Origin of the sequence: Nocardia sp. NBC_00565 (assembly GCF_036345915.1) — a bacterium.
In the GTDB taxonomy this organism is placed as follows: domain Bacteria; phylum Actinomycetota; class Actinomycetes; order Mycobacteriales; family Mycobacteriaceae; genus Nocardia.
Window position 1 is genome coordinate 5,221,163 of the sequence record NZ_CP107785.1, and the last position, 25,223, is coordinate 5,246,385.

General features: G+C 61.7%; 15 protein-coding genes and 1 pseudogene. 8 read left to right on the forward strand and 8 right to left on the reverse strand.

Annotated features, from left to right (window positions below):
* Window positions 1–370 precede the first annotated feature (370 nt).
* The 5 genes from OG874_RS24515 (at window position 371) to OG874_RS24535 (ending at window position 13,919) form a co-directional block, all read left to right on the forward strand.
* Window positions 371–4,987, forward strand: coding sequence for a sacsin N-terminal ATP-binding-like domain-containing protein (locus tag OG874_RS24515; protein WP_442943090.1), 4,617 nt, complete (start codon window positions 371–373; stop codon window positions 4,985–4,987).
* Window positions 4,977–6,788 carry a UvrD-helicase domain-containing protein gene (locus OG874_RS24520; RefSeq protein WP_330249484.1) on the forward strand — a complete coding sequence of 604 codons (1,812 nt, stop codon included), beginning with the start codon at window positions 4,977–4,979 and terminating at the stop codon, window positions 6,786–6,788. Before OG874_RS24515 ends, OG874_RS24520 begins: the two co-directional genes overlap by 11 nt.
* A 776-nt stretch (window positions 6,789–7,564) precedes the next feature.
* Complete coding sequence (locus OG874_RS24525; protein ID WP_330249485.1) at window positions 7,565–9,985, forward strand: helicase-related protein; 2,421 nt, start codon at window positions 7,565–7,567, stop codon at window positions 9,983–9,985.
* Window positions 9,982–11,709, forward strand: coding sequence for a DUF1998 domain-containing protein (locus tag OG874_RS24530; RefSeq protein ID WP_330249486.1), 1,728 nt, complete (start codon window positions 9,982–9,984; stop codon window positions 11,707–11,709). The genes OG874_RS24525 and OG874_RS24530 overlap by 4 nt, the downstream gene beginning before the upstream one ends.
* 8 nt (window positions 11,710–11,717) lie before the next feature.
* Window positions 11,718–13,919 (forward strand): UvrD-helicase domain-containing protein, encoded by a 2,202-nt coding sequence (locus OG874_RS24535; protein ID WP_330249487.1) that lies wholly within the window; start codon window positions 11,718–11,720, stop codon window positions 13,917–13,919.
* Window positions 13,920–13,933: 14 nt separating this feature from the next.
* Here OG874_RS24535 and OG874_RS24540 read toward each other — a convergent pair whose 3' ends face one another.
* Window positions 13,934–15,076: a DNA cytosine methyltransferase gene (locus OG874_RS24540; protein WP_330249488.1), complete on the reverse strand. Its 1,143-nt coding sequence runs from the start codon at window positions 15,074–15,076 to the stop codon at window positions 13,934–13,936.
* 147 nt (window positions 15,077–15,223) lie between these two features.
* Complete coding sequence (locus tag OG874_RS24545) at window positions 15,224–17,320, reverse strand: Z1 domain-containing protein (RefSeq protein WP_330257398.1); 2,097 nt, start codon at window positions 17,318–17,320, stop codon at window positions 15,224–15,226.
* Here OG874_RS24545 and OG874_RS24550 point away from each other — a divergent pair.
* Window positions 17,282–17,689 (forward strand): hypothetical protein, encoded by a 408-nt coding sequence (locus OG874_RS24550; protein ID WP_330249489.1) that lies wholly within the window; start codon window positions 17,282–17,284, stop codon window positions 17,687–17,689. The two genes, OG874_RS24545 and OG874_RS24550, sit on opposite strands and share 39 nt — an antisense overlap.
* A gap of 485 nt (window positions 17,690–18,174) precedes the next feature.
* Here the strand turns inward: OG874_RS24550 and OG874_RS24555 are convergent, their stop codons facing one another.
* The 4 genes from OG874_RS24555 to OG874_RS24570 form a co-directional block, all read right to left on the reverse strand.
* Window positions 18,175–19,719, reverse strand: a complete 1,545-nt coding sequence (locus tag OG874_RS24555) for an ATP-binding protein (protein WP_330249490.1) — start codon at window positions 19,717–19,719, stop codon at window positions 18,175–18,177.
* Window positions 19,720–19,788: 69 nt separating this feature from the next.
* Complete coding sequence (locus OG874_RS24560; RefSeq protein ID WP_330249491.1) at window positions 19,789–20,121, reverse strand: hypothetical protein; 333 nt, start codon at window positions 20,119–20,121, stop codon at window positions 19,789–19,791.
* Window positions 20,122–20,214: 93 nt separating this feature from the next.
* Window positions 20,215–21,627 (reverse strand): vWA domain-containing protein, encoded by a 1,413-nt coding sequence (locus tag OG874_RS24565; protein WP_330249492.1) that lies wholly within the window; start codon window positions 21,625–21,627, stop codon window positions 20,215–20,217.
* A gap of 138 nt (window positions 21,628–21,765) precedes the next feature.
* Complete coding sequence (locus OG874_RS24570; protein WP_330249493.1) at window positions 21,766–22,650, reverse strand: AAA family ATPase; 885 nt, start codon at window positions 22,648–22,650, stop codon at window positions 21,766–21,768.
* 277 nt (window positions 22,651–22,927) lie between these two features.
* On the opposite strand from OG874_RS24570, the gene OG874_RS24575 reads away from it, so the two are divergent.
* Window positions 22,928–23,185 carry a hypothetical protein gene (locus OG874_RS24575; RefSeq protein WP_330249494.1) on the forward strand — a complete coding sequence of 86 codons (258 nt, stop codon included), beginning with the start codon at window positions 22,928–22,930 and terminating at the stop codon, window positions 23,183–23,185.
* A gap of 194 nt (window positions 23,186–23,379) precedes the next feature.
* On the opposite strand, the gene OG874_RS24580 is transcribed toward OG874_RS24575, so the two are convergent.
* Window positions 23,380–24,420 carry an acyl-CoA thioesterase gene (locus tag OG874_RS24580; RefSeq protein WP_330249495.1) on the reverse strand — a complete coding sequence of 347 codons (1,041 nt, stop codon included), beginning with the start codon at window positions 24,418–24,420 and terminating at the stop codon, window positions 23,380–23,382.
* A gap of 196 nt (window positions 24,421–24,616) precedes the next feature.
* On the opposite strand from OG874_RS24580, the gene OG874_RS24585 reads away from it, so the two are divergent.
* Window positions 24,617–25,066: a hypothetical protein gene (locus OG874_RS24585; protein WP_330249496.1), complete on the forward strand. Its 450-nt coding sequence runs from the start codon at window positions 24,617–24,619 to the stop codon at window positions 25,064–25,066.
* Window positions 25,067–25,122: 56 nt separating this feature from the next.
* On the opposite strand, the pseudogene OG874_RS44825 reads toward OG874_RS24585, so the two are convergent.
* Window positions 25,123–25,200, reverse strand: a pseudogene (locus OG874_RS44825) (hypothetical protein); the annotation flags it as partial.
* Between the last annotated feature and the right edge of the window lie 23 nt (window positions 25,201–25,223).

A 25,223-nucleotide genomic window follows, 5' to 3' on the forward strand; every position in this document is an offset into this window, starting at 1 on the left:
CTCGCCACTTCTGACGCCGAGGTCAGCACGTGCACAATCGTAGAACTTATTGCGCCGCCGACCCATTTCCTCGACCGAGCAAGAACAGCAGGTCGCAGATGCGGCCAGCCGTTGCCCGGTGGATGTCGAACCATGTCCGGCACGTGATGAGATCGAGCTGCCGTCTGCACCTCCAGGAGCCTCGGACGGCAACCGCAGCAGACGCCAGACATGTTGGCCGACATCACTTGTCAGTCATGTCTGTCAGTATCGCCGCATCGGCGCGGCGACCACGACTTGGTGTAACAATGGTGATCCGATTGCCGACAACCCGCCAGTGACGCCAGTCATAGGCGGGGACAGCAACTCTTCGGATATTGGGGCGGAAGCGATGGCAGCAGGGTGGGCAGGCGTCGATAGCGAGCTCGCGGCTCACGTGCGGCTACAAACAGAGCAGTGCCTAGCCGCATATCGGGCAAAACCGAACCTCGTCGAGCAGGACGGCGGGATAGAGCTGTCGAACGTAACCGGCGGTTATGGAAAGAAGCAGCTGTATGAGCTCGTCCAGAACGCGGCCGATGCTCTGACCGGAGACCATGGTCGTATTGCGCTAGTCCTGACACCGCAGTACCTGTACTGCGCGAACGAAGGACGGCCGATGACGCTGATCGGTATCGAAACGCTGATGGCCTCGCACCTGTCGAGAAAGCGAGACGAGGAGATCGGCCGCTTCGGCCTCGGGTTCAAGTCCGTCCTGGGAATTACCGATCGCCCCGAGATCATCAGTCGAACAGGGTCGGTTCGCTTCGACCGAGATGCGAGCGAACAAGTCGTCAGAACAATCTCTCCCAACGCGCCGCATACACCCGTTCTGCGAATCGGCGCGGCATTCGATCCATCCGATTCGATATCAGCGGATCCGATGCTGTCGACGCTGACAGAATGGGCGTCCACAGTGATCCGGCTCCCACTGAAGAGCGGAATCGACTGGCTTGGCGCAAAACTCCTCGAATTTCCTCCCGAGTTCCTGCTGTTCGCCCCTCAGGTCGTACAGCTCGACCTCCACGACTTCACGTCCGACGATCGACGTACCTGGCGGGCCGAGCGGCACGACGATCAGGTCGTTCTGGACTCCGGCGAGAACCGAATCGGATGGCGCGTGTTTCACACCAAACACCAACCCTCCATGCAGGCGCGCGCGGAAGCCGGCGCGATTACCGGACGCGAAACCATTGACGTGAGCTGGGCCGTTCCCGATCACGATCGAGGCAGAACGGGATCGTTCTGGTCCTTCTTCCCGACCAACTCACAAACGACACTCTCCGGCATCGTCAACGCACCATTCAAGACCAACGAGGATCGGCACGACATCCTGGAGGGCGACTACAACAGAGAGATTCTGATATCGGTGCTCCCCGGGCTCGTCAGCGCCAACCTCCACAAACTTGTCGATACCGCTGACCCGGGCTCGATTCTCGATATCCTGCCCGCACGCGGACGAGAGTCCCGGTCGTGGGCTGATCGCGATATCAACGACCCGGTCATGCATGCGGTGGCTGCCGTGAAGTGCCTGCCGGACATGGACGGCAACTTGCTTCGACCGCTCGGTGTCAATCTGCCACCAGAAATCGTCTCGGAATTCAATACCTGGAAGCCGCGATGGGCAGCGGTGCAGGGTAGGCCCAGCAATTGGCTGCACATTTCTGCGGATCGAACCACGGAGCGCCGGTCGAAAGTGGATCGGGTGGCCGCGCTCGCCAATGCACGTCCGCGAACTCTCGGTGAATGGCTTCGAGCGCTCGCCGTCGCGGCAGGTGTCCCCGGATCGCAAGAGGCAATCAAGTTGGCAGCCCTCATCGATGTCAATGCTGGCGACTACGCACTAGAAATGCGCCGCACCGCGCTCGTCCTAGCAGCCGACGGTTCCTACCAGGCTCCGCACCCTGGACGAATCTTCATCTCAGACTTCGACAGTGAGTCGACTGCGCAATTCGTCCATCCCGACATCACCGAGGATCTCGCAGTTGTCGATGCACTGAAGACGCTCGGAATCGACCGAATGGACCAGGTCGGTCGGCTCAAGGCTCATATCGCACGAATGCAGGGCGCCACCATCACCGGCCCGATGGTCGAACAGCTGTGGAACCTCACCCGGGGACTCCCCGAACAGGTCGCTGCCCAGACGCTGTCTCGTGCCTTCGCCGATCGCGAAACTCCGGTCCGATCGATGGCTCGACGGCATTCACCGCTACGCGAATTGCTTCTTCCCGGCGTCATCGTTCCGGCTGATGGCACCCGTGATGCCGCCATGACGATAGACACCGAATTCCACGCCAAGGACCTTCCTCTGCTTCGCCTGCTAGGCGCCGCCAGCGAGCCGCAGCTCGCGCGGCCCAGCGACCATGACGAATGGTTCCGCGAATGGGAGGACGCTGCTCGCGACGCCTACCGCGCCTGGACCAAAGCCAAGGGGGTGGCAATTCAACCCACAAAGATCCGCATTGCCGTTGGTGACACGTATCGGGGTTTGGATATCGTTCGCACTCTGTCCACCGACGGCAGGCTCGAACTCACCGAGTTGGTACTCCGCGGCCGACCGGCACCGTGGATCGTGGATTCCACAGGCGGGCCCGGAATGCCGTTCACCAATCCTGCGGTGTGGTGGGTTGCCCAACATGGTGTTCTGCGTACCGCGTTCGGCGCTCGTCCGGTACGAGATTGCTTCGCACATATCCCTGGCCTGCCCGACGAGTTGCTGCCCGTCGCGAAGGTGACCGAGGATCAGGCAAAGGCGCTGGGACTTCGGTCCCAGCTCACCGATGGCGATTGGCAGCGAATCCTGCAACGCCCATGGAACTTCCTGCAGCAAGCACAACTGAACAACCTGTACGGTTTGGCCGCGAGTGTGGGAGCGCAGGCGCCCGACGAGCTCGCCGTCGAAGTCGGCGCCAAGAAGACACTGGTCGCACCAGCACAAGCCTGTGTCTCGCTCCGTGACAACGACTCCAAACTCCTGAGCGCCGCAGGCCATCCCGTCATCGAAGCCGCGGATCGGGATCAGATGAACGCGCTCATCAACCGATGGGGTCTCGAGGACTCCCATGGATTGGTACACCGATCTGTCCTGCCAACCATTTCGGGTGAAGCGACGCCGATGGTCGATCGGTTTCCCGGTATCCGGGCGATCGTCGCAAATGACCCCGACTTCGACCTCATTCCCTGTTCCGACCTTTCCGTCGAGGTGACCTTGCGCGATGGACCTACCTCGACACTGTCGGATCATCGGCTCGTGCGCGACGGCGAGAAGACGATCTACTTCCTGGACAACGCCACCGATGCGGACCTGCTCGCCGACTTGAATACCGCACTCAGACTGGGACTTTCGTCGGCCGACCAGCGACGAATTCTCGATATCGGCGAACGCAGAGAGAAGAACCAGCTTCGCGACCGCGTTCAGAAGGAGGCCGACCCAGACCGCAAGCTCGTCATGCTTGCCGGTGTCAAGGCGTTGCGTAATGAGGTACCGGCGGGCGCAGTCGAGCTGATCGAATCTCGGTACCGGCGAAAAGTGAAGGACGAGGACATCGCGGCACTGGCGCGTGCTTCCAAGGGCGCGGGTCTGTTGGAACGACTGGCACCCGCAATCGAGGAGAAGGGCATCACCCTCCCGCGACTCAGAGGCGGCTACCAGGCTCGTCGCGCAATCCAAGAACTCGGCCTGGCACCCGAGTTCGCAGGCAGCACCGTCCCGGCGCCGCCCCCGCGATTCGAGGTCATCGGCCCGGTAGAACTTCCGAAGCTGCACGACTTTCAGGAAGACGTGGTCGCCAACCTCCTACAGGTGCTACGCCCCGGCGGGAAGAATCGTGGAATCGTCGCGCTGCCAACAGGTTCCGGGAAGACAAGAGTTGCCGTAGAGGCGTTGATCCGCCACGTTCGCGACTCCGACACCGAGCCACTGATCATTTGGATCGCACAATCCGACGAGCTGTGCGAACAAGCGGTCGAAACCTGGTCTTACACCTGGTCCGCCATCGCACCACCCGCGGCCAAACTCACAATCAGCCGTCTATGGGGTTCGAACGACACCACTCCCACCCAGGACGGCACTCACCTCGTGGTCGCAACCGACCGGAAGCTGCTTTCACTCAGCGAGAAACAGCTCCACGAATGGTTGACCGATGCCGACGTAGTTCTCGTCGACGAAGCACACACCTCCATCTCCAAGACCTACACCGAGCTGTTCCGATGGCTGAAGCGTAGTGCGCGAGAACGTGATCGAGTCCTGATCGGACTTTCGGCAAGCCCGTATCGCGGGCACAACGAAGAGCAGACTCGTGGGCTGATAAATCGCTACGACTCCAATCTCCTCACCGACGGCGTCCTCGGCGAACACCCCCACCAGGAACTCCAACGACGCGGAATCCTGGCACGGGTCCGTCATCTAGAACTCGACGGAATGACCCTGACGCCGGGAAAGTCACGAACGAAGACGGAATCGGATGCAATGCATCTCGATGACTATCGGATCGATCTCAATGCTGTCGCTACGAACGATCAGCGGAACCGCCGGATCCTCGATTCCCTCGAAACTCTGCCTACTGATATGACAGCCCTGGTTTTCACAGCATCCGTCCAGCATGCCGAACTGTTGGCAGCGGTACTGAGCCACAGCGGCATACCTGCGTCCTCGATCGCGGGACACACACCTGCTAGCGAACGCCGCCGACTGATCGAGCGCTTCAAGGCGAAAGATGTTCGTGTACTGACGAATTACAACGTCCTATCCCAGGGTTTCGATGCCCCCAAAGTCGGCGCTGTGTACGTGACACGTCCGACGTTCAGTCCGAACCGATATCAGCAGATGATCGGCCGCGGATTGCGTGGCCCCCGCAACGGCGGCTCCGAGGAGGTCTTGATCGTGAACGTGCGAGACAACATCGAGGCCTTCGGCACGGAGCTGGCGTTCCATCACTTCGACCGACTGTGGTCCGGCGATGAACGCTGACATGGATGCCCTCCGGCTGGACGAAGTCCAGCAAGCGATCGCCAAGTCACCGATCGATGCTCGGCTGCTGGTCGTCGCAGGGGCCGGGCAGGGCAAAACCGAGGTGGTCGCCGCGCGAGTCGGTCACCTGGTCCGGGAGGAAGACCTCTCGGCGTCACTAGAGGTTCTGGTCCTCAGCTTTTCCCGGGCAGCAGTCGACGCCGTCCTTCGCCGTCTGGACCTTCGCGAAGTCGCTCGGGCCAACGTGCGCACGTTCGATTCCTTCGCCAACCGCCTTCTGATCGACGGAGGAATTGATCCGTCCGGTGACTTCGATGCCCGGATCCGGCAGGCGACGAAGTACCTGGCCGAAGCCGACGAGCCGCCTTACGAACTCAAGTCGCTACGGCATGTGGTCATCGATGAGATCCAAGATCTGGTCGGCGATCGTGCGGAGTTCGTTCTGGCCGTACTCCGGTCGCTCGGGGATGATGTCGGCATCACCGCACTCGGCGATCCGTTACAGGGCATCTACGACTTTCAGCTCACCAAAAGCAAGAGCAAGTCCGACTCCGCCGATGTCTTCGCTGTTCTTCGAGCCGAGCTTGGGGCGCAAGAGGTTTCGCTCGACAGGAACTACCGCGCCCGTGGATACGACCCGAAGCGAGTAATCGAACTCGGTGATCGCCTCCGGATCGAAGAAGACGCCGGTCGAGCAGGCGCCATGATTCGTGAGTTCGATGCCGGATTGCCGCATCTGGGCGGCAAAGACAGCTGGATCGATGTGCTCGCAAACCACCGCGGTCGCGCCGCAGTCCTCTGCGTATCCAACGGGGAGGTGCTACGCACGTCGCAGCTGCTACACGAAGCCGGCGTGCGCCATGTAGTGCGACGGGCCGCTCAGGAATTCGGTGCGGCAAGCTGGATCGCGCGTGCGTTAGGGGGCTTCGACCGCATCGATGTGGCACGCGCGGATGTCGAGGCCGCTTTCGCCTCCCTTCCGGACGGTGTTGCCCCTGATGATGCCTGGTATCTCCTCAAGGAAGCAGAGGGTATCTCGCGAAACAACCGCTCCCTGAATATGATTCGACTTCGTTCACTGATACGTTCGGGTGCTGTCCCACTCACGTTGATCGAGCATGACACGGCCGAGATCATCGTATCGACGGTCCACAAGTCCAAGGGCTTGGAATACGACCGAGTGTTCCTGGTAGATCCCGTATACCTGAAAGCCGATAGCAACTCCTGGCCTACGATTCGGGCCCGCTACGTCGGGCTCAGCCGTGCCAGGGACAAGGTTCTCGCCTGCGATATCCCTGCACCACGCGCGTGGTTCTGTAACGACTCCTGGGACCGCGAACGACTCCTCGAGAAGGTTCCCGGCCGTGGAAAGTCACGGCGTACCCAGTCAATGGAGTTCTGCCACACGGATCTCTGCGTCGACGAGCCCTATGGCGACGAACTGACTGCTCGCGAAGTACAAACCAAGCTGAGCGAGGGATTCGACGGCGCCCGTGTGGAAGCGCGACTCGACCGGTCCAGATCCACGCGTGAACATCCGTCCTATTTCTTCGTAACTGATCAAGGAGTCGAGATCGGCCGCTCGAGTGCAATCTTCGACGATGCATTCACCAAGGCGTTCCACTGCGCGTCACGCTGGCCTACGCGATTGACCGGACTATCGGTGATCGCCGTCGAAACCGTTGCGGGCGAACCGCGATCGACCGAGCACGCTCATCTGGGCGGATCAGGTCTGTGGCTCGTGCCACGCCTCGTCGGGATGGTACGACCGGATTGGACCGAGAGAGAGGACATGGCGTGAGCGAGAACATGGATCCAGCGCTGAGCGAGAAGTACCGATTCCGCCGCGAGATGATCGAAGAACTCGCCCGCGATGTCGTAGGGCCCGAACCCGACGAAGAAGAAGTCCTCGACGAGGCGCCGCTGGATCGATATGTCGTCGGTGTCCTATGGCCCGCCGACGAGGCACGGCAGGACACTCCGGAACCCGATGGGGTCGAGTCGAAGGAAACCGACACGATCGAGGACACCCCCGTCGCCCAAGCACGAATGCGATACCCGTCGTCGATGGGACTTACCTTCTCCGTGCGCGTTTCGGCTGCTCGATCGATCACTATCACCGCCGAGGCCGCACACTACGTCGGCCTGGACGAGCCGGGTGGCTCGACGGGCAGCAGAAAGCCTGCCCGCGACAGCAAGTGGAAGCGGGTTCCACTCACTCTGCCGACGCTCGACCAACAGCTAGGTCATCCCGGGACCTACGCGGAGGAAATTTCGCCGGGACTGCAGCTGCATCGCTATGTTCGGCCAGAGCGGGATGGCATCGTCACCGTCTCGGTCAGTCTCCGAAATGTGCAGGAAACTCCCAAAGGTGAACTACGAGATGCGAAGGCTTGGTTCCAGGTCGGGCTCACGATCGACACCGCGGTACCCGCGATAACCGACCGAACTCAGCATCGACGTTCGGGCTACGACCGTGATCTCGACAGCGCGGCATTGCTATACCGCCATATGCACACTTTCGCAGTCGGCCACGGCTGTGCCGCCACGTGGAACCGCTCGACCAGCGTCGACGGCATGGTTGCCACCGTCGCGACGACCTTCCTACCCACCTACGAAGTTTCGCGTGCCAGGCCCGGTGCGCTCGACAGCACGACAGACCTCCGCATGCACACCCTCTCCGCCGCAAGCGATGCGGAGGTAATCGCCAACCTCCGCGCGTTGACGAGCGAGTATCGATCCTGGATCGCCGGGCTCGACACCCGAGTCACAGGCGGGGATGCCGATATCGCCGACGACCTCATGGACACAGCATTTCGGCATATCGACGATGCCCGTACTGCCGCAACCCGCATCGAGGCAGGCATCGCACTGCTCGAACGCGACCCGGACTCCATGCGGGCATTCCGTCTTGCCAATCGAGCGATGCAACGACAGCGCGCCCGTCAGGAGTGGATCCGTGGCGGTGCGACCGGAGAGATCGACGCCGGTGAGAGCCAGCGCTGGTATCCCTTCCAAATCGCCTACATACTGCTCAATCTCCCTGCCTTGAGCGATCGACATCATCCGGATCGCGAAATCGCGGATCTACTCTGGTTTCCCACCGGTGGTGGCAAGACCGAGGCATATTTGGGGCTCATCGCATTCTCTATCATTCACCGCAGACTGAAAGATCCTACGGCGATCGGTGTCGCCGTTATCATGCGATATACCCTGCGGCTGCTCACGATTCAACAGTTCGAGCGCGCTTCTATGCTTATGTGCTCGTTGGAGACAGTTCGCCGAGCGGACGAATCAGCGCTGGGTACACGGCCGTTCTCGATCGGTCTATGGGTCGGTGCGGGCGGCACGCCCAACACGCTCGACGAGGCCCGCCGATCCATCAATGAGCTTCAGCAGCGTCGAGAGATCGCCGAGAAGAATCCACGCCAGCTGACCCAATGTCCTTGGTGTGGTGCACCTCTCGAACCCGCCAACTATGCGGTGGTACTTCGGCCGGAGCGCCATCTCCGAATCGCCTGCAGAAACCAGGGTTGTGACTTTGCCGAAGGTCTTCCGGTTCATGTGGTCGATGAGGATATCTACAACGCCCGCCCGGAACTGATTCTCGGCACTGTCGACAAATTCGCAATGATGGCCTGGAATCCCGATGTCGGCAAGCTGTTTGCACGCGACGACGACGGTTCACCCCCGGATCTGATCATCCAGGATGAGCTCCATCTCATCTCCGGTCCACTGGGTTCCATGGTCGGCCTGTACGAAACAGCTATCGACGCGGCGTGTTCCGTGCGATCCCTCGGCGACGTAAGCACTTACGGGCTCCCAAAGGTGATTGCCTCTACCGCAACCATCCGGCGAGCGGAAAAGCAGATCGAATCAGTCTTCGCCAGATCAGCACAGCAGTTCCCGCCGCCCGGCATCGATCCCGATAGGTCCTTCTTCGCGGAGCCGGCCCCCCGGGATGCACTCGGAACGCGAGAATACGTGGGGATTATGGCGCCAGGCGCCAGCCACGCGACGTTGCTGGTGCGCGTGTACACGGCATTGTTGCAAGCCGCAGCAGATACCGTCGGCGACGATCAGACACGCGACCCATACTGGACGCTGTTGGGGTATTTCAACAGCCTGCGTGTCCTGGGCAGTGCGAATCTGCAGGTCGAGGGCGATGTGCGCGAACGACTCGGCTTGGTGGCCAATCGCAAACAGACATCGGCGCGCCCCTTGGGACCGCTCAACGAGCTGACAAGCCGGGTTGCCTCGTCCGAAATTCCGGAGCGGCTCAAGCAGATCGAGAAGAGCCTCAAGGACGGGGAACCCGATGATGTCGTCCTGGCAACCAACATGATCTCGGTCGGCGTCGATATCGACCGGCTCGGACTGATGGCCGTGATGGGGCAGCCACAATCGAGTGCTGAATATATCCAGGCCACCAGTCGGATCGGCCGACGGCACCCCGGCCTGGTCGTCGCTATTTTCAACAGCGCACGATCTCGAGATCGTTCGCACTACGAGAACTTCATCCCCTATCATCAGGCGCTCTATCGTGCGGTCGAAGCCACTAGCGCAACACCGTTCGCAGCGCGCGCCCGCGACCGAGGCCTACACGGTGTTCTGGTATCACTGGCACGGTTGCTCGTCCCCGCACTCACCGCGGACAACGCAGCCTCGCTCGCCGGAAGGTACTGGGATGAGCTGCAAGAAGTTGCAGCGATCGTGGTTCGGCGGGCAGCACAGGTTGCCTCGGACGAAGGTGAGGCAACTCGCGAACAGATCCATGGCTTGCTGGAAGTGTGGGCTGACGAGGGTAGCGCGAAGCCGAATATGCGGTACCGCAACTCGAATACCGAGGCAGCCCTACTGGTCGAGCCCGCCAAGGCGCTGACCGACGAGTCCATCGACTACTCGCAGAAGCACGCCCCGTGGCCGACTCTGCAGAGCATGCGCGACGTCGACGCCGAAAGCGGATTGTTCCCATACGCGATGAGGAGAAACTCGTGAAGATCGGCGCGAAGGCACGGCGAAGTCAGCTGCTGAGTACCTACGGGATCGGCGGACTGTTCCCTTACGAGACAACGAGTTTCATGATCGTTGGACTGGACGAGTGGAAAGCCGAACGAGCCACTACGGTCAGCGAGCCACGGCTTGCCCGTTCCCTGCATGTGCACGAATTGAAGTCGCCACCTGCAGGCACCCCCCGCGATATCCCGGTGATTCGGTTCCCGGCAACGCAGGTGTGTCCGTCCTGTCGACGCATCGGCTCGATGCAGGATCTAGCCCGCGATTGGAACGTCGCGAAATGCGCTCAATGCCGGGACAAGCCGGATCTCACGCCTTTTCGTCTGATCGTCGCGTGCCTACGCGGACATATCGGTGAGTTCCCCTACTACCGCTGGCTGCACAAGGGACAGGCAGGCGCCGAAACCAAGCACGAGATGAAGCTGAAGGCGCTCGGTCGAACCTCGTCACTGGCCGACCTCGTACTCGAGTGCAATTGCGGGGTACCGCCCAGGTCGTTGGATGGGGCAACAGCACCGAAAGCCCTTGCGGAGTTCGGCCCCTGCAAAGGCGCACGCCCGTGGCTCGGACCCGACCATACGCAGGACTGCGCCGAAGTACCCAAGGTCGTACAGCGTGGTGCATCGAACGTCTGGTTTCCCGCTGTCCGCTCGGCAATCTCGATCCCACCGTATTCCGAGGCACTGTCGAAGTTTGTGGACAAGCATTGGACCGCGCTGCACGATCCCGATGCGGTGACCGACAAACTGCTCGACAACTTCGCCGCCGCTTCCCGAGGACAGTTCACCGTGGAGGACATCGTCGGCGAGATCGAGCGACGCCGAGGCGAAATGAATGGCGCGGACATCGACGAGGAGATGCTCCGCCGACAAGAGTTCAAGGCGTTGATGGAAGGACGCGCCGACAGCGGCGAGACCGGATCTGACTTTGTGTGTGTTCCGATGACGTTGGATAACGATCTACCGTCCGTTGTCACCGAGGTCAGGAAAGTAACTCGGTTGCGCGAAGTCCGTGCACTGTATGGGTTCTCACGACTGGAAGGCGCCATCGCACCCGATACCGAGACCCTGTGCGAACTCTCCCATACCCAGAGCCATTGGCTGCCCGCGATCGAAGTCATCGGCGAAGGCATCTTCATCGCGTTCGACCGCGACGATCTCGATGAATGGGCAGAGAAACCATTCGCCACAGACCGGCGTCTGACTCTGCAGCGGGCCGCCGATGCGCGAGCGCGCGAGTATGGGAGGCCAGAGGCACCTGGTGTGGACATAGTCCAGGTCGCGTTGCACACACTCGCACACGTGATCATCGACCAACTCTCGCTCGATGCGGGCTATCCTGCGGCGTCACTGCGTGAACGGTTGTTTGTCGATACTGACGTCGCTGGAATACTCGTCTACACAGCAAGTTCCGACTCCGCGGGCAGCCTCGGCGGCGTAGCCTCGCAGGCGGAGCCCGACCGATTTGCAAGTGCACTGCGCGAAGGTTTGACTCGCCTGTCGTGGTGCTCGGCCGATCCGGTGTGCATCGAAGCGAAGGGGTCGGGCGTCGATGCCTTGAATCTGGCTGCCTGCCATGCGTGTGTGCTCGTGCCGGAAACATCGTGCGAGCTCAACAACACCTATCTCGACCGCGCGTTGCTTTTCGGCACACATGAGGATGATCAAGAATCCGAAGGTATCTTCAGCGGTTACCTCGGCTGGTAGGGACAACCATGAAGACTCAGGTCCTGATCCACGATCTGTTTCACAAATCCTTCGCTGCTTTGGACGGCAGTGTCCGCAACAGGGTGATGCCCTTCATCCTCAAAATGCAGCAGGAGCCCGAGTCAGCGGGGTTGGACCTCAAACAACCCAAAGCTGCAGCCACCAAGTACGTTCGAACGGCTCGAGTGAACGACCAGTATCGCGCCGTCCTCCTAGCAGCGGGTGAGAGCGCTGATCCCCCGGCGTTGTACCTGGTCGCCATTAAGAAGCACGACGAGGCGTACGAGTATGCGCAGAAACTCACGCTGCAGGTCAACGCCAAGACCGGAGCAGCCGAGTTGTTCGACGCCACCGCGCTCGACGAAGCAGTTGATCAGGCACGCCGGAAGCCGGCAGTCAACAGAGCCACGACTACGCTGATCTCGGCAACCGTGAGCCAGTCGGACATCGAACGATTCGGCGTAGACCCAACCGTCGCAGCGCAGCTGAAACTTCTCACCGACGAGGATGCGCTCGAACAGATCATCACCGCCCTGCCCGCGTCGCAAGGCAACGCGGTGCTCGATCTCGCCTGCGGCAGAAGCCCGGACGAGGTATGGCGCGACCTCGTTGTGGAGGATCCGGGCCACATCGACGTCGACGACTTTGCCATCGCCCTGCAACGACCGTTGTCACGGCTGAGTTTCAGCACGGTCGATGTCGACACCGGTGACGAACTGCGCAGGATGTTGGAAGGTGATTTCGCCAAGTGGCGGGTGTGGCTGCATCCACTCCAGCGAAAGCTGGCCACGCACACCGGATGGAAGGGGCCTTTCCGAGTGACCGGCGGCGCTGGCACCGGAAAGACGGTCACAGCGGTACACCGAGCACGCTTCCTCGGAAATCGGCTCCATTCATCCACGCAGAAGGTACTTTTCACCACATTCACGAAGAATCTCGCGCTTTCGATCGAGAGCCAGTTGAAGCAGTTGGCCGGTCCGAACGTGCTCAGAAACATCGATGTCGTGAACATCGACGCGCTGGCTCGACGCGTCGTCGTCGCGACCGATATCGGTCGCATTGCCGCTGGGACCGCTACATTTGTCTCCGACAACGATCCCCGGATCCGCGACATCTGGTCCAGGGCGGCCTTGGCCGCCACTCGAACATGGGATCCGGCATTCCTCGCCGAGGAATGGTCACAGGTCGTGTTGGGCCATGCGATCACTACTGAAGCAGGCTATCTCCGGGTCGCGCGCAGCGGACGCAGTGAGCGACTGAGCCGCTCTCAGCGGGTCGATGTCTGGCAAGTCATCGAGCAGTTCGAGCGACTCATGGGTTCAAGCGCCCTCATGACATTCACCCAACTCGCGGCGCGTGCCACCGCCATGGTGGACACCGACGATACGTTGCGCGCGCAGTTCGCATATCGGCACGCGGTAATCGACGAAGCACAGGATCTACATCCGGCACACTGGAAACTGTTGCGCACATTGATCCCGACCGACACCGATGACCTGTTCATCGTCGGAGACGCACATCAACGGATCTACGGAAAAGCCATCCCTTTGTCGCGCTTCGATATCGAGACAAAAGGTCGATCGCGCAGACTGACCATCAACTACCGGACGTCCAAGGAGATTCTCGGCTGGTGCTTGGAGGTCATCGACAAGCAGGTCGATGACCTCGACCTCGCCACCGAGACCTTGGCAGGCGCGCGGTCGGTCTTCAGCGGCCCGGAGCTCGACATACGCGGCTTCGCCTCCGAAGCCGCTGAACTCCAGGGAATCACGAAGTGGATCGGTAGCAGACATGAGGAGGGTTACGCACTCGCCGACATCGCCGTGTGCGCGTTCGAGCACCGGCAGGTCAATGACATCCGTCAGGCGCTGACCGCGGAAGGCATTCCGAACGTCGAGATCAATGAACGAACCGACGAGGAAAACCTCGGCGATACGGTCAGGGTGATGACAATGCACCGAGCCAAGGGACTGGAGTTTCGGGCAGTCGCCCTACCTCAGCTCAGCGCGGAAACATTCCCGCCCTACTACGTGCGCAAACTGAAAGGGTTCGAACGACAGCAGGCAGAGCATCGGCTCCGGTGTGTTCTCTATGTCGCAGGCTCCCGAGCACGGGAACGCCTGGCACTGAGTTGGTCTGGAATCCCATCTCCGCTCCTACCTCCACGCCGCGTCGCCGATTCAGCAATTTCGACCGAGTTCGATCGGTAGCCCATGGAAACGGTTCACGAGTCGATAGCGAACAAAGCTCCAGAACACTTATCTTCTATAGCATCCCCGACGCCAAGCAACTCCTGCCGTACCCCACCTTTGGAATTCTCCCAATCATCCGCGACGACAGCATTCAAAGCGTCCTCGTTCGGCGCCTGATCGAAAATTGCCCAGCTCAGAACATGAACCGCTAACCGTGGCGGCATGGCGTTCCCGACCTGTTGAGCAACATCCTTGCCGGACCAGGGATAGTCGTGCGGAAATGTCTGCAAGCGTCCAGAGTCGCGAGTGTCCAGATTTCTGAGGTATCGTCCATCGAGAGTGACCATCTTGTTCCGTGAAACTTTTCCAGTCACCGTATAGGCGGGCTCGTCGAAACGACGTTCACCGCGCGCTTTCGGATCACCACCTGAGCCGTAATTGGAAACGACAACAAATTCTTTGTCCGGCTCCAGCACTGGCCCCATGGTCAACCAGTTAGGCAGATGAGCATCCCCGGCAGGTTTCACATCACCTCGGCGGAAGACCCTATGTGTTGGTTCCGGAAGCTGCGGCTGGCGATGCAAGTGGGCCACCAGGATCGCGCGACGACGAGTCTGCGGCACACCGAATTGCTCGGTTCGGAGAATACCGGTATCAACCTTGTATCCCCTCGTCTCGAGTACCGATGCCATTCGTTCCCATACCGGGAGTACCGCCGGAACTTGCTCCAGGACAATGACTTCGTACGCACAGTCATGGATATCGAAAGCGTCGAGTGCCCACCGCAACGGTTCCAGGACCAGGCCGGTGCGCTCGTCTCGCAGCTTCTTCAGTTCGACCTTGACCGTCTTATCGCCTGCCCCCATACGATCGACGAAGTTGAGCACCTCGTCGAGTGCTTCACGGCCGACACCGGATCCAGCAACCGAGAATGTCTGACACGGCGGACCCCCAGCGAGCACTTTCGCCTTCGAAAACAACTCCGGCCCTAGGTCGCGGACATCCTTGTGCGATGTAAGTAATCCCGCAGCTTCCCTTGTCGCATAAGCGTTGTCGTCCCATTCGACGCCGTGGACCGAGATCCCCAGCCAGTGCGCGGCGACGTCCATACCACCGGGACCCGCGAACAGGTCGATCATCTGGGCAGGTGCAGCCTCCCCCGCATCTGACGCCATACTGCAAGATCATAGCCGGCGGGCGCGGATCACGCGCCGCACCTCACCGATTCGGTGTCCATACTCTGAGTTCGAAGGAGAGCCATCTTCGGGAGCCGCACACGTGCCTCGCCTTGGTCTGAACATATTGAAGCTCTGGCGACGGTCCTACGCACCTGTGGCATCAATTATCGGGGTATCAGTCGACGAATCGATCGTGGTGAACCGGACGACACGCTCTTCGCCACGCAGTGCACCCGCCGGAGCGACGAAGGTGAAGGCCATCACGACGCGAGCTGCATCGAACGGCCCAACGGCACCTGTCTCTGCTGGTTGACTCGGTTCGATGATTGGGTAGAGCACAACGACCCCGCGCCGATCCCCAACCAACCGCTCGGTATTCGTTTCGCTGGAATCACCCAACGCCCCGGCAATTCGGTACGCGACTCCACGATGTTTGGGGTCGCTGATCACACCGAACAACGGATTGCGACGTCGCTCACGTCCGAACCACGAGAACGTGCGGCCTGCGGTGCCGAGCTCGATCCGATTCCCGCCCCGAAGATGTTGGGGCGCCAGGACGACCCAATCGTCAACGAGAGGATTGCCCTCGTTCGTGATCTGGCGGAGGTACTGGAGGTGTGGGGCGAACTGACTTGGAGCTCGCCATTTCAAAGCATCGACCAAACTGAGGAACTCGGTTGCATCCAGCCTGCCGGTGAAAGCCGGGTAGGCATGCGTCTTCTTCGGGTCTTCGAAGTTGTAAGCAAGACTGGTGGTTTCGGCGGAGAGTGCTTCTAATACCGGCATCCACAGGCGCGTGTTGTGGCGCAAGTCCGGCGCCGCCGTCGGGTACGCCGTCGGTTCCACCCACTGTCCTGGGCTTTGAATCTCGACCAATCGGGAGTTGTACATCTTGTTCGGACTCGTCGGCTTGAGGCCCGGCAGGTGTTGGGCAACCAACGGTGGCACCTGAGCGGGCGTCACCTGTGGCTCTCCGTCGACCAGCACGGCGTACTGCGCCAGCTCACCGCGGAAGCTCTCCTCGTCTAGGCAGACGGCCTCGAATGCCTTATACAGGTCGACTCCCTGTTTGCGTGGGCCGACTTCCTCTCGCCCGATGTACAACCGCACCAAATCGCGGTATCCCTTACGGAACCCGAACCAGCGACCCATCTGCATCAGAGCCGACACATTGGTGGCCCGCCGACGGAAGTACGAGACCGTCAGGCCTTCGATCGTGAATCCACGAGATAGTTTCTGGCCGCCGATGAGGATCTTCCATATAGACCGCTTGTCGAAATCCGCTTCGCCGGTTTCCAGGTCCTTATCACCGTTGACCACGATGATCGGCTTATCGTCGCCGCCGATGCGCACCACAGCCGGACTGACGTATGGCATCAGCTCGTCGTACGAATTCGGAACGGCCTGACCTACGGCGTGCACCTCTGAAACGAGTGCAAGGTCACTGTTGAAGAGCGCACGAAGCCGCTGATGTCCGGCTGGGCCGGAATACCCTGAGTCCAACCACAACTTGGTGACTCGGCCGAGTAGTTCGCGGTGAACATCGATCCAGCTGGATTCGTGGATCAGCATGGTGTGGTGCTGGAAGTAGCGATCGCCGAGGCCCTGAGCCTCACGGTAGAGCTTCATCGCTGCCGTGAGCACGAACATGTCCATCGCCTGTTGTAGGCAAGTCGCATCATCGTCGTCCTCGACGACTACGTCGCGAATGAAGGCTTTCTCGTTCGAATTCAGGATGGAGCGGTCCGGCTCAGCGACATCGGAGTCGAGATCATGGAAATCGCTGGCACCCATATATCCGTAAGGACGCGGGAGCGAGACAATGAAGTCCTTGGGGAAGATGTCGGCGGAGTCGCTCGGATCGATGAAGACGTTGGCGTATGGAGTCGCGGTGTAGCCGACGTACTGCGCGCGGGGCAACATCTTCAAGAGCTCGGAGATCTTCTGGTTGATCGCGGTACGATCAACATTCGGCTTCGATCGAGATGTGTTGACCGAAGCCTCGTCCGATTCGTCGTCGATGATCAACACAGGGATGTCGGACAGCGGAGTCTTGATCTTGTTGAGGTCTTTGACGAGCTTTGCGAGTACTGCCTTGTTCTTCTTGACCACCATCAACCGGGCAGAGGAACGGTACAGGTTGCGCGCGTCGTATAACGGCAGGGCCGGTTCCTGCTTCTCGAACTCAAGAGCGACGATGCCTTGGAGCAGGCTCTTGTAGTCGTCGTTCCTGGTCGTCATGCGCACGATATCGAAGCCACCCAATACCGAAGGCAGACCACCGAACTCCACGAACTTCCGACGGATCCACTCGGGATCGTCGGCGTAGTCGGATTCGAATTCGCTTGCGCCGCGCAGGATATTCTCGCGTCCGACAAGTTCCATATCGAGCCTGCGTTGAGTTTGGCCACGAAGCAGATTGAGGGTGCCACCGAGGACGATGACGAGTCGGTAGCCAGCGTCGACTGCTTTGGCGATTACACCGGTGAAGTTGGCAGTTTTGCCGGACTGGACGTAGCCGACGACAAGGCCTTTCGATTGGTAGGCATCGACACGGGTGGGGTCCGTGAGACGTTCGACGACGCTATCGGTAGCGACGTCGAGCGCTGAGATGGACTCGGCGGACCAGCCCTTCTTGGTCAACAGCCCCATGTACGACGGCCAATACCAGGGGCGTCCCTGTTGTGATGCGGGGGTGTACCACGGGGCGAACTTGTCGCTGATCACCACCGGCGGAACGGCTTTTGAGACCGGGACCAGTGCCTCGAGCAATTTGCAGGTTCCTCGTTCGAGATCGAGGAGGCGGTAGATGTCGGCACGGCGCGCGTCGGTGCGGGCGCCCGATGACGACCACACGGGGTCTTCGGCGAAATCCCACTGCGTCATCTGCTTTCGCCACATGTCCACCAGGCGATCACTAGGCGCGGAGATTAGTAGTGCCTCCCGGAAATCGTCCTCATGAGCGTGGACTTCAACCTCGGGCGGCATGTCCTCGGCCTGATAGGCCATCGCCTTGGCCAGCCTTTTCGGCCTGCTGCCGCCCATATCCGCAAGCACCGCGCCATGCAGTGCGATGCGCAGCGCTCCCCCTTCGGTCATCCGGATTCTCCTGACTCGTCGTCGAGCTGGTTAAGCTCGGCTCGGGCGGCCGAGACGAGGACGGATTGCCAGAGTTGGAGGTTGTCCTTGACTCGGGGGCCGCTGAATTCCGTTTCGAAGATGTCGTGCACGAGAAAGTACATGAGCGACTTCAGCAGTGGGGCGTCGTTGAGGGTTCCTCCGCGGCCACCGAGGATGGCGGCGCGGTAGCGTCGGTTGAGTGCGATGGTTCGGGTGTCGCGGTCTATGTCGAAGAAGACGTCACCTGCTAGTTTGCGCCACTGGGCGGCGATTGGCTGTTCACCGGGCAGGATCGGCAGCTCTTCTTCGATGGATTCCTTGACCGCCGGGGCGAATCCGGTGCCCGGTGGGATCACCGGCTTACGTTGGGTGCCTGATCGTTTCCGCGCCTCTCGGTACGTCAGCTGGGCATCTGCGATGTATTCGGTGAAAGCGCGACCGCTCGCGTCTTGTGCGCGTTCTACCGCAGACGCGAATTCCGGTGTGGCCTCGACACCTTCTTTCTTCACGCTCAGTCGCAAGACGTCACCCGCGTCTGCGGGCAGGTCGACGTCGACCCTGGCCAGCGACAGATATGGCTCAGGCTGGCGGACGTTGTTCCAGCCGCCCGCCTGAACGATGCGACCGTTGCGATAGAAGTAGAAGCCCTGGCGCTCCAGCACCGACCCAACGGACTTGTATTCGTCCAGTGAGGATTTCGGCGGCCAGATGTGGGCGGTCAGTTCAACCCTGCCGATCGACGGGACCTCGGCCACGAAGGTGCGGGGATAGTCCCGGTGACCAGTGACCGGGTAGCCGAACGGATTGAGCGGTACGACACCGAAGTTCATGTATACATCGCGGGAGCGGATGTCCTCGACAGCAATGGTGATGTTGAAGTCGTCACGCAGGAGGAAGCGGTGCAACTGCAAGCCGAGGTGCAGGCCGAGCTTGTTGATGGTGCGATGCAGGTAGCGATCGGTTTGTCCACCACCGCCGTGCTGAGGGAAGTTCTTGACGCCATCCCAGCGAATCACCGTGCCCTGCCAGATGATCGGACAGTCTTGGTAGCGGTCGATCAGCGTCTGGGCGTACCGCGGTTCGACGATGTCGCATTGAAAGCCGGTGACGGCTCGTTCCATTACCCAACGTCGGCCTGCGGGCCTGGTTTTGCGGGTTCTGCTGGTTACGGTTACTGCGGCCGCGTGGCTGAGCGACGCCGATTTCAGGCCGGTGCCGAACATGCCGAGGGCAGTAGGCGAGTAGTGATGTCGACCGCCGACCGTCATCGCGACGTCGAGCTCCTCGTCGGTCATGCCACGTCCGTCATCGATTACCAACAAGCTGACGAGGGCGTCGCCGTCGCGTAGGAAATGGATGACCACATCCTTGGCGCCTGCGTCGATGGAGTTGTCCACGAGGTCGGCGATGGCGGCTTCGAATCCGTATCCCTGGCTGCTCAGGGCCTCCATATATCTGGCGTCGGGTGGCAGGAACTTGCTGCCCGTCGTCGGGACGTCGAACTGCCACTCTTCTGCCATATCCACCCCACTGCGTCAACAAATCCAGCCGAGACCTCTAGCCAGAGATCCGAGGATTGCGGACGGTTGTTACACATCGCAGCTCCCGTGATTCGGACTCAGGATACGCTCGAACCTGGCCGCTGCGGCCGCCGCGCGGCGAAGGCGGACAACTGCGGTGCCGTTCGATAGGGCGCGGCGTAGATCGGTGAGGTTTACACCACCGTCCGGTTCGAGGGCGGTGCCAGCGAAGCGGCCGTGGGTTGGGTTGTGGGTGAGGATTGTGCGGTAGAGGGCAGCTGCTTGGAGGCCGTCGGCGACTATTTCCGGGACGGCTTGGATGTCCTTGCCGCGTAGCCGGATACGGACCGGCGTACCTGGTCGTAGGTTGCGGCGCCAGTTGGCGGCGGTACCGATGAGCATGTGGCCGTTGTGTTCGGCGTAGCCGACAGGTTTGGCGTATTCGCGGCCGAATTTGCGGCCGATGACCGTGACTATCAGGATCTTATTGCCTGGTCAGGTAGGCAAGAGGCGGGCGATTACCTCGGCTAGCTGTTTGACGTTGCGGCATTCGTGCATGGTGATGCGCTCGGCGTAGACATCTGCTGCGGAGTCGCCAGTGGACCAGGAGCGGGAGGGCTCTGGGTTCAGCCAGTACGCGTGCTTGGCTCGGTCGGACATCGCTTGCAGGGCAGCGAGATTGGGGTCGGTGCGGTTGGTTCGAGCGTCGCCGAGGATCAACAACGAGGTTCGCGGGCCGAGGGCGTCGAGGTAGTTGTCTACGAAGCCTTGGAGGGCTTCGCCGTAGTTGCTGCTGCCGAAGCGGGCTACGTTGGAGTTGCGGACTATTCGGGCGGCCGTGCCGGGGGTGGGCGGTTCGCCGGGGGTGAAGAAGCTTGTTATTTCGTCGCAGGTGTCGATGAAGCCGAAGCTGCGGACCTTATTGAATTGGTCTTGCAAGGCTTGGACCAGCTGCAATGTGAATTCCGCGAAGCCGGTTACGGAGCCTGAAAGGTCGGCTAGGACAACGAGATCGGGGCGGCCGTGTTTGCGGGCTCGGAGGACGGGGGCGATCGGGACGCCGCCGGTGGCCATGGAGCGGCGCAGGGTGCGGCGCATGTCGATTTGGCCGCGGACGGATTTGCGGCGGCGGGCGGCTAGGCGAGTGGCGAGTTTGCGGGCCAAAGGGTTTACGAGGCGGCGCATTTCGGCTAGGTCTTGTTCGCGGGCGCCGAGGAAGTCGACTTGGTCGGTGCTGGATTGGACGCCGCGGCGGGCGATGTATTCGGTGCCGCGGAGTTGGGCGGAGCGTAGGCGGGCCTCGGTTTGGACGGCGGTGCGGAAAGCGTTGAGGCGGCGGTTGGCTTCGATGGTGTGGACGGTGGTGTCGAGGTCGCTGTTGCCGCCCATGCCTGCGACGATTCGGGCGATGAGGTCCTCTGGCCGTAGGGATTTCATGGTCAGGTAGGAGGACCAGCCTGCGCCGGAGGCGGTGGTGACGGGGGCGGAGGTCTGGCCGGTGCCCGCTCCCCCGTACGCGCCCAGTTCTGTGAGGGCTTGGCGGGCGAGGTCGGCTGTTGCCGCGCGATCGTCTTGGGCGAGTGCGGAAACCACGCGATCACGGAGTGCGTCAATGGATTCCGGCGTCGACGAGAGCTGAGGCTGATCCGGGGTCAGGAAGTAGAGGTCGAAGAGTTGGTCGAAGACGGCGCGTTGGCCGTTGCGGCGCAGTAGGCAGGCGGCCATGCCGGAACGCAAGCGGTTGCGGTCGGCGAGACCGAGGGCGAGCATCGCTTCCGCGGCGTCGATGGTTTCGCTTGGGCCAGCGGCGATTCCGTGGTCGCGCAGGAGGCCGACGAACTCGACGAGGCGGTCGGTCATCGCGTCGGCGGGAGGCTGCGCAGTGCCGCGTGTGCTACGAGTGGTCACGACACGACTCCGCCCGGATCGGTCCGCGCCGCGATGTCATAAAAGGCGACTCGATGTGATCGCTTCGAGCGCCAATTCCTGAGCCGAATCCGCGGGATCCCGCTGAATCAGGATAGGAATGGATGCCCAGCGTCGCCGTCATGACGCTTGGCCTTCACGGGCCTCGGGCAATTCGAGGCGCTCGATCGCGATGCGGTGGTCCGCTTGGTACTTGAGCAGGACGCCCAAGGTGGAGCGCACGACCGCGCCAGTGAGGTTGCGGGCACGCAGAGCGACGAGAGTCCTTGCCCAATCGACGGTTTCGGCGATGGACGGCGCCTTCCGCAGCGACAGCTCACGCAACGCGCCGACAACGCGAACCACCGGCTCCCCCAACGTCTCGTCCAGCTCCGGCACTTTCAGCCGCACGATCGCCCGTTCCAATTCCGCTGTCGGATAGTCGATGTGGAGGTAGAGGCAGCGTCGTTTCAGCGCTTCGGAGAGTTCGCGGTTGGCGTTCGAGGTGACGATGACGAAGGGCTTGCGCAGGGCGGTGACGGTGCCGAGTTCCGGGATGCTGATCTGGAAGTCGCCGAGCACCTCGAGCAGTAGGCCCTCGAGCTCTACATCCGCCTTGTCGAGTTCGTCGATGAGCAGCACCGTCGAATGCGGGTTACGGATTGCGGCCAGCAACGGACGTTGCAGCAGGAACTCTTCGGTGAAGACGTGGTCGCGGGTGCTGTCCCAGCCTTCGTTATCGGTGGCGGTGATGCGCAGCAGTTGCTTGGCGTGGTTCCACTCGTAGAGGGCGCGGGCCTCGTCGATGCCCTCGTAGCACTGCAGGCGCACGAGGTCGGAGGTGGTCGCGGTGGCGATCGCCTTGGCCAGCTCGGTCTTGCCGACGCCCGCGGGTCCCTCGATCAGCAGGGGCTTGCCCAGGTGACCGGCGAGGAAGACCGCGGTGGCGATATCGGTGGAGGGCAGGTATCCGGCGTCGGTGAGCCGCCGCGTCACGTCGTCGACCGAGCCAAAGAACTTACTCATCGGTAGCAAGTCTAGAGCGGCGGAATCGCGGCGGTGAGGGCGGCCGATGCGTTAGCGGGCTATACGAACCCTGAGGCCGATATGTCGCGGGCTAGGGGAATTGTCATTCCAAAGGCTGATTCTTCCCTCGAATCCCGTGCGAGCTCTGGCCTTTCAGGCGAATGCGGCAGAGGGTGAATGGGCAGTGGGGGATGGCGAACGCGCAGTTCGCCGCAGATAGGAAGGATTGACGTTGTTCTCGACAAGCAAGTCCGCTCCCCGCCGGAGGATGGCACGTGTGGCCGTCGCCGGCGCGATTGTCGCGATCCCCCTGACCGCGCTGGCGGTTCCGGCCTCGGCCGATCCGGTCGGCTCGGGTCCCAGTGTCACCGATGTCCGGCACGACCGCTGGGACTGCGACCGCCCCGACTTCTTCGACAACTGGAGCCACTCCCCCGGCCGCTGGGACGACTGCGATCGCTGGGACAACCGGTGGGACGATCCGTGGCGCGTCCCCCGCCATCTGTTCCCGCGTGGAGCCCTCGGCAGCAGCTGATCGCGCTGCACAACGGCCCGGCACCACACAGGTGCCGGCCGTTGGCTTGCCGGCCGAAAATTCCCTGAATATGCTCGGCGCACGGTATTTTCGGCCACAAGCACAATAGTTGAGAGTCCGCTCAACCCCGGTAATCAGGCCCACACCGAGCGCTGACTACAAGCCGCGAACACCGACGGACCCGCCGCGACGACTCACGGCATGGGTGCGCGGAAGTAATTGGGTTCAGCGTCCGCAGGCAAGTCACTGGCCATGGTGAACGGCTCCGCCTCGGCGCGCAGTTCGATGAGGTGGCGGGCGTGTGCGTCGAGTGCGCGGTCTTCGTCGGAGACCGGGGTCCACTGGCGAACGGAGCGCGCCTTGCCGTTGTTCTCGACTGCCACCACGACGGCGTGCCCGTGCGCGGCGAGCGCCGGTTGGTCGGAGTGGGTGTCGGTGGCGGTCACGTGCACGCTGACGTGCATGCTGCGCGGTCCGGTGTGGATCAGTCGAGCGGTGACCTCGACGATGTGACCGATGACCATCGGCTGGTAGAAGCGGATCCCGCCGAAGTAGGACGTGATGACCTGCTGGCCGACCCAATCGGCGCCGCAGACGTAGGCCGCCTCATCGATCCAGCCCATAGTGCGACCACCGTGTACTTTGCCGCCCCAGTTGATATCCGACGGTGCCGACAGGAATCGCAGTGTGGCGCTCGGCGCGGTGCCCTCGGCCGTGTAGTGCTGCGCGGCCATCGCCTCTTCGATACGTTTGCGCACCGAAATCCGGGCCCGCGCTTGCCGATGCCGCTGCTGCTCGAGAATGGTCGACGGATTCCATTGCGGCACTTCGACGGTTCGCCGGTTGTCATCGATCGCGACGAAGATGGTCAGGCACTGTGCCGTCTGGACCGGCTTGCGGCGGGTGGGATCGGACGAATAGACGCTGACGAGGATGTGCATGCTGGTGCGGCCGGTGTGCACGAGATTCGCGTGCAACTCGACCAATTCACCGACCGCGATCGGCCGGTCGAGGTGGATGTTGCCGACGTAGGCGGTCACGCAGTACCGACCGCTCCACTGGGCCGCCGCGGCGTAGGCGACCTTGTCGATCCATTCGAGTAGCTTGCCGCCGTCGACCGAACCCGTGATGCCAGCGTCGTCCGGTTTGACGAGAAAACGGTGGATCGCCTCGGAGCGTCGCCCGGCTGATGCCGGGCTCGGGACGGAGGCTGTGGTGGTGGATGTGATGGTCACGGCTCACGATCTGTTCGGCAGACGATGGTTCCGACTCCGTTGTCCCCGAGCACAGTAGGCACCCGCGCCGCTACGGGCGAGTAGTCAGACCTGCCGATACCGGCGGTGTGAGCGACATCGCGCCGCAGATCACGGCGACGAGTAAGGTTCGAGCCGCAGCACCGGACATGATCATTCCGACTCGACAGAGGTTCAGATGAAATCAGTCACCAGTGTGTTTGCCCTACCCGCGACCGGTGTCATCGCCGCGGCGGCGCTGCTCACAGTCGCCGCCCCCGCGTCCGCCGCGTCCGGCGATAAGTTTCAGACCATCTACTCGCTCACCAACGGCGCGTGTATCGCGGTGGTCGACTCCTCGGTGCACGGCCCGGGATACCCGAGTTCGGCCTCGTTCACGGTCAATACCAATATCATCGGCGTCGGCGCCTGCGCCCTCGACGTGACGCTGCAGTGGCGCAACGTCGATACCGGCGAAACCGGATCGCGCACCGTCCATGCGACGGGTCCCGGCAACTGGATCAGCGACCCCAAATCGTCCATTTTCCAACCGGGCTTCGGCACTTTCGAGAGCACCGTCACCGTCAACGGCGCGCATCTCGGTGAATCCGGCCAGGTCGAATTCGCCGTGGAGCCCTATCAGGGGTGATACGGCGAAGGGCCCGTTCACCGAATGGCGGACGGGCCCTTCACATCCCGGGAAACCTACGCGGTTTCGGTGATCGGCCGGTCGACCCAGCTCATCAGACCGCGCAGCTTGGCGCCGGTGACCTCGATCGGATGCTACGGGCGAGTAGCCAGCCCCG